The sequence below is a fragment of the Snodgrassella alvi genome (assembly GCF_040741455.2).
Taxonomy (GTDB): Bacteria; Pseudomonadota; Gammaproteobacteria; order Burkholderiales; family Neisseriaceae; genus Snodgrassella; species Snodgrassella alvi_E.
The window spans coordinates 2,185,139-2,198,519 of record NZ_CP160328.2; the positions used below are offsets into that span (position 1 = coordinate 2,185,139).

At 45.3% G+C, this 13,381-nt stretch carries 12 protein-coding genes; 5 read left to right on the top strand and 7 right to left on the bottom strand.

Annotated elements, in window-relative coordinates:
- Nucleotides 1-51: 51 nt before the first annotated feature.
- The 3 genes from gabT to ABU615_RS09765 form a co-directional block, all read right to left on the bottom strand.
- On the bottom strand, nt 52-1,326 hold the full coding sequence (gene gabT / locus ABU615_RS09755) for a 4-aminobutyrate--2-oxoglutarate transaminase (protein WP_367489002.1): 1,275 nt from the start codon (nt 1,324-1,326) through the stop codon (nt 52-54).
- A 423-nt stretch (nt 1,327-1,749) separates the two neighbouring features.
- On the bottom strand, nt 1,750-2,958 hold the full coding sequence (locus ABU615_RS09760) for a sugar efflux transporter (protein WP_267403752.1): 1,209 nt from the start codon (nt 2,956-2,958) through the stop codon (nt 1,750-1,752).
- 350 nt (nt 2,959-3,308) lie between these two features.
- Entirely contained in the window at nt 3,309-4,310 is a 1,002-nt protein-coding gene (locus ABU615_RS09765) for an asparaginase (RefSeq protein WP_370388923.1), read from the bottom strand.
- A 113-nt stretch (nt 4,311-4,423) separates the two neighbouring features.
- On the opposite strand from ABU615_RS09765, the gene gltX reads away from it, so the two are divergent.
- From gltX to ABU615_RS09780, 3 genes are all read left to right on the top strand, one after another.
- A complete protein-coding gene (gltX, locus tag ABU615_RS09770) occupies nt 4,424-5,815 on the top strand; it encodes a glutamate--tRNA ligase (protein ID WP_367490565.1) in 1,392 nt (463 codons plus the stop codon).
- A 258-nt stretch (nt 5,816-6,073) separates the two neighbouring features.
- Nucleotides 6,074-7,180, top strand: coding sequence for a tRNA 2-thiouridine(34) synthase MnmA (gene mnmA / locus ABU615_RS09775; protein WP_370388924.1), 1,107 nt, complete (start codon nt 6,074-6,076; stop codon nt 7,178-7,180).
- Between the two features lie 151 nt (nt 7,181-7,331).
- On the top strand, nt 7,332-8,996 hold the full coding sequence (locus ABU615_RS09780) for an AMP-binding protein (RefSeq protein WP_370388925.1): 1,665 nt from the start codon (nt 7,332-7,334) through the stop codon (nt 8,994-8,996).
- Nucleotides 8,997-9,236: 240 nt separating this feature from the next.
- Here the strand turns inward: ABU615_RS09780 and purE are convergent, their stop codons facing one another.
- From purE to ABU615_RS09800, 4 genes are read right to left on the bottom strand one after another with little or no spacing between them, the layout of a single operon-like run.
- Complete coding sequence (gene purE, locus ABU615_RS09785; RefSeq protein WP_370388926.1) at nt 9,237-9,734, bottom strand: 5-(carboxyamino)imidazole ribonucleotide mutase; 498 nt, start codon at nt 9,732-9,734, stop codon at nt 9,237-9,239.
- A 22-nt stretch (nt 9,735-9,756) separates the two neighbouring features.
- Nucleotides 9,757-10,425, bottom strand: a complete 669-nt coding sequence (locus ABU615_RS09790; protein WP_370388927.1) for a tetratricopeptide repeat protein — start codon at nt 10,423-10,425, stop codon at nt 9,757-9,759.
- 30 nt (nt 10,426-10,455) lie between these two features.
- The gene (locus ABU615_RS09795) at nt 10,456-11,124 is read right to left on the bottom strand and encodes a class I SAM-dependent methyltransferase (RefSeq protein ID WP_370388928.1); all 669 of its coding nucleotides are present in this window, start codon (nt 11,122-11,124) and stop codon (nt 10,456-10,458) included.
- A 17-nt stretch (nt 11,125-11,141) separates the two neighbouring features.
- Entirely contained in the window at nt 11,142-11,327 is a 186-nt protein-coding gene (locus tag ABU615_RS09800; protein WP_367490556.1) for a DUF3460 family protein, read from the bottom strand.
- A 205-nt stretch (nt 11,328-11,532) separates the two neighbouring features.
- On the opposite strand from ABU615_RS09800, the gene pcnB reads away from it, so the two are divergent.
- Together pcnB and folK are read left to right on the top strand one after the other, a co-directional pair.
- On the top strand, nt 11,533-12,867 hold the full coding sequence (gene pcnB, locus ABU615_RS09805; RefSeq protein WP_370388929.1) for a polynucleotide adenylyltransferase PcnB: 1,335 nt from the start codon (nt 11,533-11,535) through the stop codon (nt 12,865-12,867).
- Nucleotides 12,864-13,370, top strand: coding sequence for a 2-amino-4-hydroxy-6-hydroxymethyldihydropteridine diphosphokinase (gene folK, locus ABU615_RS09810; protein ID WP_267390038.1), 507 nt, complete (start codon nt 12,864-12,866; stop codon nt 13,368-13,370). Before pcnB ends, folK begins: the two co-directional genes overlap by 4 nt.
- Nucleotides 13,371-13,381: the final 11 nt, after the last annotated feature.

The following is a 13,381-nucleotide window of genomic DNA, read 5'->3' on the forward strand; positions in this document are numbered from 1 at the left end:
ATTACAGGCTGCCAAATATGCGGTGAGCACCGGCAGCTTGCTGAGTAGTTATTATTGAGCCTGACGCACGGCTGCTTCAAGTATGTTTAGTGCTTCATCAAATACATTGTCTTCAATGGTGAGCGGGTACAGGCAGCGGATGACGTTATAGTACTGGCCGCAGGTGAGAATCATCAGTCCGTTTTCAAGTGCTAACTGCTGAACTTTTTTGGTCATTTCGGCATTGGGTTCGGACGTGCCTGCTTTCACTAGTTCCAGTGCAACCATGGAGCCGGGGCCGCGTACTTCGGCAATTTCTGGTATCGTTTGTTTCAGACTGTTGAAGCGTTCCTTTAAACGGTTGCCCAGCACTGTGGCGCGTTCACACAATTTTTCGGTTTCAATCACATCGATCACAGCATCAGCCGCAGCCAGACCCAGCGGGCTGCCTGCATAGGTACCACCCAGACCACCGACTACCGGTGCGTTCATAATAACTTCTTTGCCTACTACGCCGGATAAGGGAAATCCACCGGCCAGAGATTTGGCAATAGTCATTAAATCGGGTTCAACACCTGTCCATTCTGTGGCGAACAGCTTGCCGCTACGTGCAAAACCAGATTGGATTTCATCAAAAATCAGCACAATGCCGTGTTCATCTGCCAGCTGTCGTAAAGCGCGCAGGAATTCATTTGGGGTAACATTGAAGCCTCCTTCACCTTGTACTACTTCGATGATGATGGCTGCAACGTCGCTGGCGGCCAGATGGCATTTAAAAATATTATGCAGACCATGAAGGGCATCCTCTATGCTCACGCCATGTAAAGCGTTGGGAAAGGGCGCATGAACGATGTCGGCTGGAAATGGCCCGAAATCAACTTTATAAGGGGCAATTTTACCGGTTAAAGCCATGGTTAGATTGGTACGGCCATGAAAAGCACCATTGAAAGCAATGACGCCGCGCCGTTTGGTATAGGCCCGGGCAATTTTGATGGCGTTTTCTACTGCTTCGGCACCGGAAGTAACAAACATTGTACGTTTATCGCCGGAGATGGGCGCACGTGCATTGATTTTTTCGGCGACTTTGGCATACAGCTCATACGGCACGGTATTAAAGCAGGTATGAGAAAATTTCTGCAACTGGTCGGCCACAGCCTGTTGAACTTTAGGGTGTAGGTGACCGGTATTGAGTACGCCGATGCCACCGGCAAAATCAATATAACGTTTGCCTTCAGGTGTCCAAAATTCGGCATTTTTAGCGTGATCAATATAAAAGTCACACATAAAGCCGACGCCACGCGGGGCGGCAGCCAGCTGGCGCTGACGCACGTTGCTTGTTTGATTCATAAAATTCTCTCCAGAAAAATGTAGACCGGCCTGAGCTGGTGTTTTCGCATACTGAATGTATGGTAATGCGATGTAACTATGTCATTAACTGACTGTATTTATTCAACCAAAAAAAGATTTGGATTTTTCTGTTAAGTTACGGGATTAAATTTGCACTGTCAATGCAACCGAAAGATGCATGTGCAAAAATTATGGTTTTAAATGCTGAATGAGTGGAATTATATAATTTTATCTGTATTAATGTTGGTAATTAGTATTGCAAACTAATTTGATATGGTTATTTAATTGCTTAATTTATGCATATATTCTTTTTTTGGTGGGCGCTCGCCATACAGAAATCTGAGTTTAGGTATATGCTGTAAAAAAAGCTGAACCGTTTAGTTCAGCCTGAAAGATGGCCAGAAATGGCTCAGGATGTGTGAATCAATTTTTTAAGTGTTTGGTTTTTTTATGTACCGGATTGGTAATTATTAGACTGAAAATCAGGGAAACCGATACCATGATTAAAGCAAGGATATAAATTAAATGATGGCCAAAATTGGCTGAAGCGGTGCCTTGCAACATACCGGCCAGAATGATGCTGCACGAAATACAGTTATTAAATAGTGTTGAAGCTACTCCCGTCCGCCCTGGCAGCAGGTCCTGAAAATAAATCAGTCCAATACTGGCTACAATACCGATAAACAGGCCATTGAATAGTTGTAGCGCAATCAGTATCCATTCTTTCTGACTGATAATCATGCCTATATAGAAAATGATGCCACATATTACGGCAAAGCAAATTAGGTTTTTATTTCCAAAACGTGGTACCAGCATGCTAGCCACCAGCATGGCCGGAATTTCAATGGCTGCGGCTACGCCCATCAAATGTCCGGGCAGGGATGGGGCGGATGGCAAAATCTGGTTCAGATACAGCGGCATGTCAATTAAATACATCATATTGGCTGTGCCCATGCAGATTGAAGCGATAAATAAAAACATTACGTTGCGGTTGCGAAATATTTTTTCTTTTGGTTCTGAAGATTTGCTGGCTGGAGCAGAACGTCTGATAGCAGGAAAAAACATAAAAATAATTAGGAGGGCAACCAAGAACATAGCCGCTGCACTCAGATACATGGCGGTAAAACCATATTTAACTGCCAATGTAAAGGATAAGGGCGGTCCGATAACCCATGCTAATGATAACTGTGCGCGGAGAATGCCGTTGAATACCACGACATTACGTCCGGTATGGTCGGTATATTCGCGTGCTGAAGCAAAAATCTGCGGCATTGCAGCTGACGTGAATGCGGAAAAAAAGATACCCACAGAGATAAGCAATAGGTAGTGGCGTGAAAAGGCGAAGGTAATACAGTTGCCGATGCCCATCAGACAACAGAATAAAATAATATTGCGGCGGATACCTTTATTATCTGAATACTGCGCCAGAAGAAAACTCACAACAATACCAGCAATGGCATTGACTGAATAAAATAGGCCGATCTGATAGGGGTTAGCTTGCACTTCTTTCGCCAGATAACGGCTGAGAGTGGGTGCCTGTAGCGCACCGGCAATACCAATAATGAATGCGGCCACCAGAAAAGAACCAAGAATAATATAGGCCTTTTGTTTTAAACTATTTTTTTCTTCCACGCTTAATTTATCTATACTGAAATAAAAGTGTTATATCACATATCGGCTGATACATTGTAAAAGCTGGTACCCAAAGGCTGTTTAATATGTAAAGCGCGATCAGAGAAATTGTTAATAAATAAATTAAATAGTGAATATAAATGCTTGATAAACAATATTTCAAATAGGATGCAGGTAATAGTGGAAATACATGAAAATGAAAATTGAGGATTTTATTTGTTAATCAAAAAAATTTTTTAATTAATAATGTTATTAAGATAAAAACAAAAATAATATTTTTTTGAGTATATCGGGATATGCAGGATAACAAGTTGGTTTCGACAGATTATCCTGCATTATGGTAGAACCGGTTAAATCAGCTGTTGCTCTTCTAACAGATTTTCAATTTTTTCTTTACTCCAATGATTGCTAGCAGCGAGAGTCAGAATGGCTACAGCGGTTTCCAGATTGCATTTACCGCCATTAATCACACCAGCAGCGCGCAGTTCATGTCCTTGGGCATAAACTGCGGAGGCGTTGCCTTGCAAAACTTGGCTGATATTTAATACCGGTATGGATTGTTGACTGATGCGGCGAATGGCTGCCAGAAAGCTTGCATCAGTTGGTGTATTGCCATTGCCGTAGCTTTGCAGTACCACTCCGTCCGGCGCGTTTTGATTTAGGCTGGCGCTAATCATGTCTAGATTGGCTCCCGGTGTAAGGGTAAAACAATGGATTCGAACGGTGTTGCTAATGAGGTAGCTTGCTGGTGCAGTAGAGGGGGGTGTGGCTGGAAGGTTAGTGTTAAACCAACCTTCGGTAGCCGACCATTGTGCCAGTGTGCCAAATTGTGGGTTGGCAAAAGCCTCCGGCCGCTCGGTACTGATTTTTACACTGCCAACTGCTGGCCAGAGCTGTCCGTTGAATGCGATAGCGGTCTGATTAAAATCGCGTAAGCTAAACGCGGCCAATGCTGTGCGCAGATTTAGTGGGGCATCGCTGTTATCAGCTGCTAGTGGCAGCATGGCGCCAGTCAAGATAAGAGGAATACCTAGCTGTGGCCGTGCCTGTGCGATGATATTGGCAGTATAAGCCATGGTATCAGTACCATGCAGAATCAGCAAACCATCATAATCTGTGGCTGTGCTGTCTATCCATTCTAAACAATGTTGCCAGTTGCTCAAGGTAATGGCCGACGAATCAATCAAGGGGTCGCTGATAAACCAATCACAATGTACTTCTTCACTAAATTCCTGAAAGATGGGGGCGGCCAGACGCGGCAGATCGTTTGCCGGCGCTAATCCGGCAGGAGTGGACTGCATGCCGATGGTGCCGCCAGTGTAGTAAACAGCCAGATGTTTCGGTGTTGTCATAAAGATTCCGCCTTTCCAAAGCTTATGGGTAGCAATAGCAAGCATAGCATGAACGGGTTTTGTTCAGGCTGGCTTACGCGTACAATAGCGGTTTTTCTGCGTCTGAAATGGTTATCATGATACGTACTCGTTTTGCTCCCAGTCCTACCGGTTTTCTACATATTGGCGGTGTGCGCACGGCTTTGTTTTCATGGGCATTTGCGCGTAAACATCAGGGTAAATTTGTGTTACGCATTGAAGACACTGATTTGGAACGCTCTACTGCTGAATCGGTGCAGGCAATTTTGGATGGGATGCACTGGGTAGGTCTGGACTATGATGAAGGCCCGTTTTATCAGACGCAGCGTTTTGACCGCTATGCTGAAGTATTGCGTGAGCTACTGGCTTCTGGCCATGCCTATTATGACTACACCAGCCGTGAAGAGTTGGAAGCGATGCGGCAGGAAGCAGAAGCACGTGGCGAACATTTCTGGTACGACCGGCGCTGGCGTCCCGACGAGGGTAAAACTCTACCTCCAATACCAGAGGGTGTGCAGCCGGTAGTGCGTTTTAAAATGCCGCTGACTGGTGAAACGGCATGGGATGATTTGGTCAAAGGCCATATTGCTATAGCAAATCAAGATTTAGATGACCTGATTATTGCCCGCGCCGATGGTACCCCTACCTATAATTTCTGTGTGGTGGTAGATGATTATGATATGGGGATTACGCAGGTTATTCGTGGTGATGATCACGTTAATAACACTCCTAAACAGATTAATATTCTGCGTGCAATGGGAGCCACGCTGCCGCAATATGCACATCTGCCAATGATTTTGAATGAAAAAGGCGCGAAAATGAGTAAGCGCCGTGATGCAGTTAGTGTGGTGGATTATGATAAACAGGGTATTCTGCCGGAAGCTCTGTTGAATTATCTGGCACGCTTGGGCTGGGGGCATGGTGATGACGAATTTTTCACGATGGCTCAATTTGTGCAATGGTTTGATTTAAAAGATGTCAGCCCGTCTGCCAGCCGTTTCGACCATGAAAAGCTGCTGTGGCTGAATGCTCAGCACATCAAAGCCAGTAATGATACACGTCTGGCTGAACTGGTACGCCCACGATTAGAACAGCAGGGCATTGCGGTGACTGAACAGCCGGCTTTGACCGATGTAATAGCTTTGGTAAAGGAACGAGCACAGGATTTGAATCAGCTAGCCTCAGAATGTAGCTATTTTTATGTTAAAGCCACACCGAGCGAAAAAGAAGTGGCCAAACACTGGGATATGGATGCACCGTTACGAATGCAGCGTTTTGCCGCTGAGCTGGAAAAGCTACCACAGTGGGATGCGGAAAGTATACATGCCTTGTTTGCGCCATTCTGTGAAGCAGAAAATATTAAAATGGGTAAATTAGGTATGCCATTGCGGCTGGCAGTCTGTGGTACTGGCAAAACGCCGTCGATTGATCAGGTATTGGCTTTACTGGGGCGGGATGAAGTATTGCACCGCCTGCATCAGAATTGAGTCTGATTTGCATTTGCACAGGCTGTCGGGATTGTGATTGATTTGCTTAAGGCAGATTACGCAGTGATGACAGCCTGTGTTTTTTATTTTGTTCCTATTCAAATTGATGTTTGCTTGTGTAAACACATTAATGTTTATTGCAGTGTATTGTGTGTTTATGCTGGCGGTTAGCGAGCCTTATGCAGTATCAATGCTGCCTGTAAGTTGTCGCTATGCTCCGGCTGTGGCAAAATCGGCGCCGATTTTGGATAAATGTAAATGAATACAAAAGCTGATTTATCTCAACGTATTGTTGTTGGAATGTCTGGTGGTGTGGATTCATCGGTGACTGCCTTGCTGCTCAAACAGGGCGGTTATGATGTGCGCGGTGTTTTCATGCAAAACTGGGAAGACGATAACGATGACGAGTATTGCTCCATCAAGCAGGACTCACTTGACGCTGTTACAGTGGCCGATGTGATTGGTATGGATATAGACATTGTCAATTTTGCCAGCGAGTATAAAGATAATGTCTTTGCCTACTTTCTACAGGAATATCAGGCAGGGCGCACACCAAATCCGGATGTGCTATGCAATGCGGAAATTAAATTCAAATGTTTTCTGGACCATGCTCTGGCAGGTGGTGCTGATGTAATTGCTACTGGTCATTATGCCCGCAAAGAGGTGCGCGATGGTGTGCATTATCTGCTTAAAGGGCTCGACCAAAACAAAGACCAGAGCTATTTTCTATATCGTCTCCAGCCTTATCAGCTACAACGAGCATTATTTCCGTTAGGTGAACTTGAAAAAACTGAAGTACGCCGTTTAGCGGAGCAGGCACAGTTGCCTACAGCAGCAAAAAAAGACAGCACAGGTATCTGTTTTATCGGAGAACGGCCGTTCCGGCAGTTTTTACAACGATATTTACCTACCAATCCGGGTGCAATGGTCACACCGGAAGGAAAAGTGGTAGGTGAACATGAAGGTCTGATGTATTACACGTTGGGTCAGCGTAAAGGGCTAGGCATCGGCGGTGATGGCGAACCATGGTTTGTGGCTGGAAAAAATCTGAAAAGAAATGAACTTTTGGTAGTACAGGGGCATAATCATCCGCGTCTATTCAGCCGTAGCCTGATTATGCACGATCTAAGTTTTACAACGCCTGAGCAGCCGGCTGAAGGTCGCTACGGAGTGAAAACGCGTTACCGCATGCCGGATGCTTCCGCTACTTTGCGCTATCTTGATAACGGCAGTGCCGAGCTTGTATTTGATGAACCGCAATGGGCTGTGACACCAGGCCAGTCAGCCGTCCTGTATGCTGGCGAAATGTGTTTGGGTGGTGGTATTATCAGCGATACCGATAGCCACAGTATTAATAATAATTAATTTAATTTCAACCGATTGCCTATAATCGGGCAATCATCTTGCTAGCAATGATGCAGTCGTACTGATTTGATGTTTTCTTTACAGTCTGTTTTGACTGATGTTCCCTTACTTCACATTAAATCAGGCGCATTGTTGCAAAGGAAAAAAGATAATGGAAAAAATCTGGTTACAAAGTTATCAGGAAGGGGTGCGCGCAGAAGTGGATGTTCGTGCTTATTCGTCGATTATTGACGTGCTGCACACCAGTGTGAAGAAGTTCGGACCGCAGCCGAGTTTTTCTAATATGGGTACCACTCTTACGTATACGCAGACTGCGACTTTGGTGAATCAGTTTACATCTTATTTGCAGAATGTGCTTAAGCTGCAAAAGGGTGAGCGCGTGGCAATTATGATGCCGAATGTGTTGCAGTATCCAGTGGCCGTGTTCGGTGTATTGCAGGCTGGCGGTGTAGTTGTAAATGTCAATCCTCTGTATACACCGCGTGAACTGGCGCATCAGCTAATTGATTCAGGTGCGACGGCCATTATTGTGCTGGAAAATTTTGCACATACGGTGGAAAAAGTGCTGGAGCAGACATCACTAAAACAGGTGATTGTCGCCAGTATGGGAGATATGTTGGGCTGGCTGAAGGGCACGCTGGTGAATTTCATGCTGCGCAAAGTCAAAAAAAAGGTGAAACCATTTCATATTCCGCAATCCATTACTTTTCCGCAAGCGCTGGCATTGGGTAAAAAGCAGCGCTTTACACCAGTGCCGCTTGGGCTGGAGGATTTGGCCTTATTGCAGTATACGGGTGGAACAACAGGTATATCCAAAGGTGCAATGCTGACTCATGGAAATATTGTTGCTAATATGCAGCAAGCATCAGAGTGGATTAAGGCCAATCTGGTACCGGGGCAGGAAGTGGTAGTAACACCGCTTCCGCTTTATCATATTTTTTCGCTCACAGTGAATATCATGATATTTGCCAATGCCGGCTCTAAAAATATTCTGATTACCAATCCGCGTGATATCAATGCGCTGGTTAAAGTACTCCAAAGTAATCGTGTCACGGTAATGAGCGGGGTAAATACGCTATTCAATGCTCTGATTCATAATGAAGAATTCAAAAAAATTGATTTTTCATCATGGAAGCTTGTTTTGGGTGGCGGGATGGCGACACAAAAAAATGTGGCGCAGGAATGGAAAGCGATTACAGGGGTGCCAATTATCGATGCCTATGGTCTGACTGAGGCCAGCCCAGGCGTGTGTGCCAATCCGTTAAATAATCCTGAATACACGGGCACAGCCGGTTTACCAGTATCCAATACAGATATTGAAATTCGAGATGACAACGGTAAAGTACTGGGTATAGGTGAAGTAGGAGAGTTGTGGGTACAAGGACCACAGGTAATGAAGGGCTACTGGAACCGCCCTGAGGAAACGGCCAAAGTATTGGATAGCCGTGGCTTTGTCGCCACCGGTGATATGGCAGAAATCGATGCCAAGGGTTATGTACGTTTGGTTGACCGTAAAAAAGACATGATTTTGGTATCGGGATTTAATGTTTATCCGAATGAAATTGAAGAAATAGTAGCTGCTATGCCAGAGGTATTGGAAGCAGCCTGTATCGGTGTGCCAAATGAGAAAACAGGTGAGGCGATAAAATTATTTGTGGTTAAGCGTGACCCTGCACTGACACGTGAGCAAATTATTGCATACTGTCGCCAGAATCTGACGGGATATAAAGTACCGAAGGACATCGAATTTTGTGAAGAACTGCCTAAATCAGCGGTAGGCAAAATTCTGCGGAAGGATTTGCGTACCGAAAAATAATGGTTTTGCAGATTAATAGCGGTTGCTGCTATGGTGCGGCTACCGCTTTTGTATTTATAGACTGGTAGGTAGCTGATACTAAAAAGCTACTGTTGCTAATTTTCTCACTCTTATGGCTTAGCAACAGCAGCTATGGACAGTATTAAGCGATTATTATCATAAAAAGTATGTTAAAGATGCAAATTGTGTGGAATAAAATAAACGCTACTTAGCATGAGGTGCAGGCCAATTCCTGATTTATCAGGCTGGCTGACTGGGTAAATTCATCGCTAAAACATTTTGTCTTTGATTTTCTCGAAATGCCGTGAGTTTCTGAGCTAGCTGGGGATTGTTGTTTGCCAGCATTGCAATGGCAAATAATGCTGCATTGGCTGCACCGGCCTCGCCGATGGCAAAGGTGGCTACCGGTACCCCTTTCGGCATTTGTACAATAGACATCAAGGAATCCTCGCCATGCAGATATTTGCTTGGAATCGGTACACCCAGTACAGGCAGCGTGGTTTTCGCAGCTACCATGCCGGGCAAATGCGCCGCACCACCGGCACCAGCAATAATGGCTTTGAGTCCTCTGGAGCGTGCATTTTCGGCATATTCAAACATTAAATCTGGGGTGCGGTGTGCAGAAACAACTTTTATTTCATAAGGAATGCTGAATTGTTGTAAAAACTGTTCTGCTTGCTGCATTACCGGATAATCGCTGTTACTGCCCATGATGATGCCGATTTGAGGAGTATTCATGTTTTGCTCTTCTGTTTGTAAATTATTTTTTCAGTTGATGCTTGGCTTTATTTGCTGCATTACTAGTGGGATAGTTACTGATAATGCGTTGATAGGTGGTACGGGCAATATCCTGCTGCTGTAAATGTGTCTGGCATTGTGCCACCTGATATAGGGCATTGGGCGTTTGGCTATTTTGTGGAAACAAATTGCTGAAGCGTTTGCCGATATTAATAACCGATTCGCAATTATTTAGACGCATATGGCTTTGTAGTAGCAACCACATGCGCTCCTGTGCCAGCTTGCTGCCATTGCTGCCGCTATCTGCATTTTTTAAAAGTCTGATACTCTGAGCATATAGTCCGGCGTTGTAGAGGCGTCGGGCTTCATCGGTATTATCGCTATTGCCAGTATTTTTTATTGGATTCACCCGAGCAGGCTGAATATGTACATTTAAATAACGCGATAGAGTTGATTGTTGCTGGCGTAAATCATTTAATTGATTTTGTAGGCTGGTTACCTGACTTTGCAGACTCATTATCTGAGTTTTCATTTGGCTCAATTGGTCTGCTGTCTGAAGGGTATACGGTGCAGGCGCCTCTGAATTAGTTGTATTTTCAGGGGCAGAGGAGGTACTCATGGTACTGCATGAGCTGATGGTTATCATAGTCAGTGCAGCCAGCAATAGATAACGATAATTAAATAAGAACATTTGGTGTTGCTCTCCTCTAGGTGATTGTTATTATTTTTTCTGCATCAAGGTCAGGCCATCACCCAGAGGGATGGTTAGTGGCTGCACACGCGAATCATGTTTCAGGCTGGCATTAAATGAACGCATAATCTGAACGCTTTCTGGTTCGTGCGTGGTTGCAGGTTGAGCCACACGCCCATGCAGCAGTACATTATCTATGGCAATAATGCCGCCAGAGCGAACCAATTGCAGGCAGCGTTCATAATAGTAAGGTGTTGGCGGTTTATCGGCATCAATCAAAGCTATGTCATATTGATTGCTTTGTCCTGCCGCAATCAGTTTATCCAACGTTATCAAGGCTGGTTGTAAATAGAGCTGTATTTTGTGACTGACATTGGCTTCTTGCCAGTAACGGCGGGCGATATCGGTGTAAGTGACATTAATATCACAGGCAGTTATATGACCGTTTTCCGGCAAAGCCAGTGCCATGGCAGTGCTGCTGTAGCCGGTAAAAACACCGATTTCAAGATAATGGCGTGCTTGTATCAGCGTTGCTAACCATGTCATCAACTGCGCCTGCTCGGGCGCAATACTCATATTTCCTTTGCGGTGCTGAGCTGTTTCAGCACGCAGTTGTGCCAGTAAAGGGTGCTCTTGGGGATTTACCTCCGCCAGATAAGTATTAAGCGCAGGACTATTCACACCAGCTCGTTGACTCATGACAGGTCGGCAGGAGATTATTCGGTTAAATAGGTATAGCCTTTTTTTGGCAGTTTGGCGGCAGCAAAATTTGCTTCATCTTCGGGATTTAGCTGAACATCCCACAGCAAGCCGCGATGCTGGATCTGAGCCTGAGCTTCCTCAGGGTGTTCATTTAAGTATTTATTCAGAAATTGGGTTGTGTCAGACTGATAGCTATACATATAAGTTTCTTCTTGCATATGTTATTTAGAAACAGGTGTATTATTATATACAAAGTGCCCCATACTGGTGAAGAAGCAGGCAGAATTGTACGAGTTTGGTCTGCTAACGATGATGAGAAACGAATAGATAGGTTATACTACGCTGTTTTAGTGGTCGTGTTTGCTGTGGCACGCGAGTATTTTTTCATAAGCTTATGTATTTTCTATGCTAAAAAAGTGGTTACACAGGGTTTTGCCGCGTAAGACTGTCAGTAAAGGCAGAAAACGGGAAATACCCTTTGCACAACATCATATTAAGGCGGATGAGCTGAGTTTCGCTGCGGAAAAAGTGATATCCCGTTTGCAGAAAGAAGGCTATGAGGCTTATGTGGTAGGTGGAGCAGTGCGGGATTTGCTATTGGGTGTTTCTCCCAAAGATTATGATGTCGCCACCAATGCCACGCCCGAACAGGTGCGTAAACTATTCAGACGCAGCCGCATCATTGGCCGACGTTTTCCGATTGTACATGTCATGGTGGGGCCAGAAACCATTGAAGTTACAACTTTCCGTGGTGGTGCCGTCAGTAGCCATAATGAGCTGGGGCGGATTATGAAAGATGTAAGTTTCGGTACGCTGGAACAGGACGCCATGCGTCGCGATTTTACCGCCAACGCACTTTATTATGATCCACACAGACAGGTCATATTGGATTTTCATCATGGCGTGGAAGATATTCGCAATCATCGTCTGGTTATGATAGGCAATCCGCAGGAGCGTTATCAGGAAGACCCGGTACGCATGTTGCGTGCAGCCAGACTCTCAGGCAAACTTGGATTTACGGTTGACAGACAGACATCCAAACCAATTGCCGAATGTGGGCAGTTGCTTCAGCGGGAGCCACCGGCACGGCTATTTGATGAAGTGTTAAAGATTCTATTCAGTGGTTATGCGCAAGCATGTCTGCGTCAGATGGATATATTGGGTTTAAAAAATATTCATCCGCTCTTGGATGCACTGATGCCTGGAGCAGGCGGCAGTGGGCACATAGCTGCGCTGGCTCTGCAAAATACTGATGAGCGTCTGCGTGCGGATAAGTCCGTTTCCATGGGATTTGTACTGGCGGCAGTATTGTGGCCGCATATGCGTGAAGCTTGGATACAACAACAGGCGCGCGGTATGCGCAGTAATGGAGCCATGCATGCTGCCATGGCTTTAGAACGTCAGCACATAGATAAACACTGGGGTGTACCACAGCGCTATGGTGTTACTATGCGTGAAATCTGGTCTCTGCAACCGCAATTTGAAATAATGCGCGGTGGACGGCCATATCGTCTACTTGCTCAGCCGCGCTTTCGTGCTGCTTTTGATTTTCTGTGTCTGCGCGCCAATCTTGGCGAAGTGGCTCAGGAAACTGTGCAGTGGTGGCAGAATTTTCAGCAGGGAACGGATGCAGAGCGTGAGGAGCTGATTCACACTGCGATGCAGGTAAAAACAACCTCTACAAAATCAAAACGAAATCGTAATAAACGCACTAACAAATCCAAGCAGGAGGGAGCATGAAAACAGTAACAGCGGTTATTGCTTTGGGCGCTAATCTAGGAAATCCGCGCAAACAGGTTGAAGCAGCTATGGCTGCATTGAATCAGGTTAGTGGTATCCGTGTAAAGGCAATTTCACCACTTTATCTTACCAAGCCGGTGGGATTGACTGACCAGCCTGATTTTGTCAATGCGGTGGTTTTGGTTCATACCACTTTAAGTGCACAGGCATTGCTACATTCCATGCTAGAACTGGAAAATAAGCTGGGACGTGTGCGCAATGTGCCAAATGGTCCGCGTATGATTGATCTGGACGTAATTGATTACAATCATCAGACCATTAATGAACCTGATTTGAAATTGCCTCATCCAAGTGCGCATGAACGCGCATTCGTAATGGCTCCACTAGCTGCTATTGCACCATACTATGTAATCGGCACTCATGGCAGTGCCTCTACTCTGGCGGCAAAATTACTTAAAGCACAGCCGGATGCAGCCACGATTATTGAAGGCGATCAAAACTAAGTCAGGGGAAA

Bases quoted from the DNA above. Each gene is read 5' to 3' on its own strand.
- pcnB (WP_370388929.1), top strand. From the start codon at position 11,533: ATGCTAAAAAAGTGGTTACACAGGGTTTTGCCGCGTAAGACTGTCAGT.
- ABU615_RS09790 (WP_370388927.1), bottom strand. From the start codon at position 10,425: ATGTTCTTATTTAATTATCGTTATCTATTGCTGGCTGCACTGACTATG.
- folK (WP_267390038.1), top strand. From the start codon at position 12,864: ATGAAAACAGTAACAGCGGTTATTGCTTTGGGCGCTAATCTAGGAAAT.
- ABU615_RS09780 (WP_370388925.1), top strand. From the start codon at position 7,332: ATGGAAAAAATCTGGTTACAAAGTTATCAGGAAGGGGTGCGCGCAGAA.
- ABU615_RS09800 (WP_367490556.1), bottom strand. From the start codon at position 11,327: ATGTATAGCTATCAGTCTGACACAACCCAATTTCTGAATAAATACTTA.
- gabT (WP_367489002.1), bottom strand. From the start codon at position 1,326: ATGAATCAAACAAGCAACGTGCGTCAGCGCCAGCTGGCTGCCGCCCCG.
- purE (WP_370388926.1), bottom strand. From the start codon at position 9,734: ATGAATACTCCTCAAATCGGCATCATCATGGGCAGTAACAGCGATTAT.
- ABU615_RS09765 (WP_370388923.1), bottom strand. From the start codon at position 4,310: ATGACAACACCGAAACATCTGGCTGTTTACTACACTGGCGGCACCATC.
- mnmA (WP_370388924.1), top strand. From the start codon at position 6,074: ATGAATACAAAAGCTGATTTATCTCAACGTATTGTTGTTGGAATGTCT.
- ABU615_RS09795 (WP_370388928.1), bottom strand. From the start codon at position 11,124: ATGAGTCAACGAGCTGGTGTGAATAGTCCTGCGCTTAATACTTATCTG.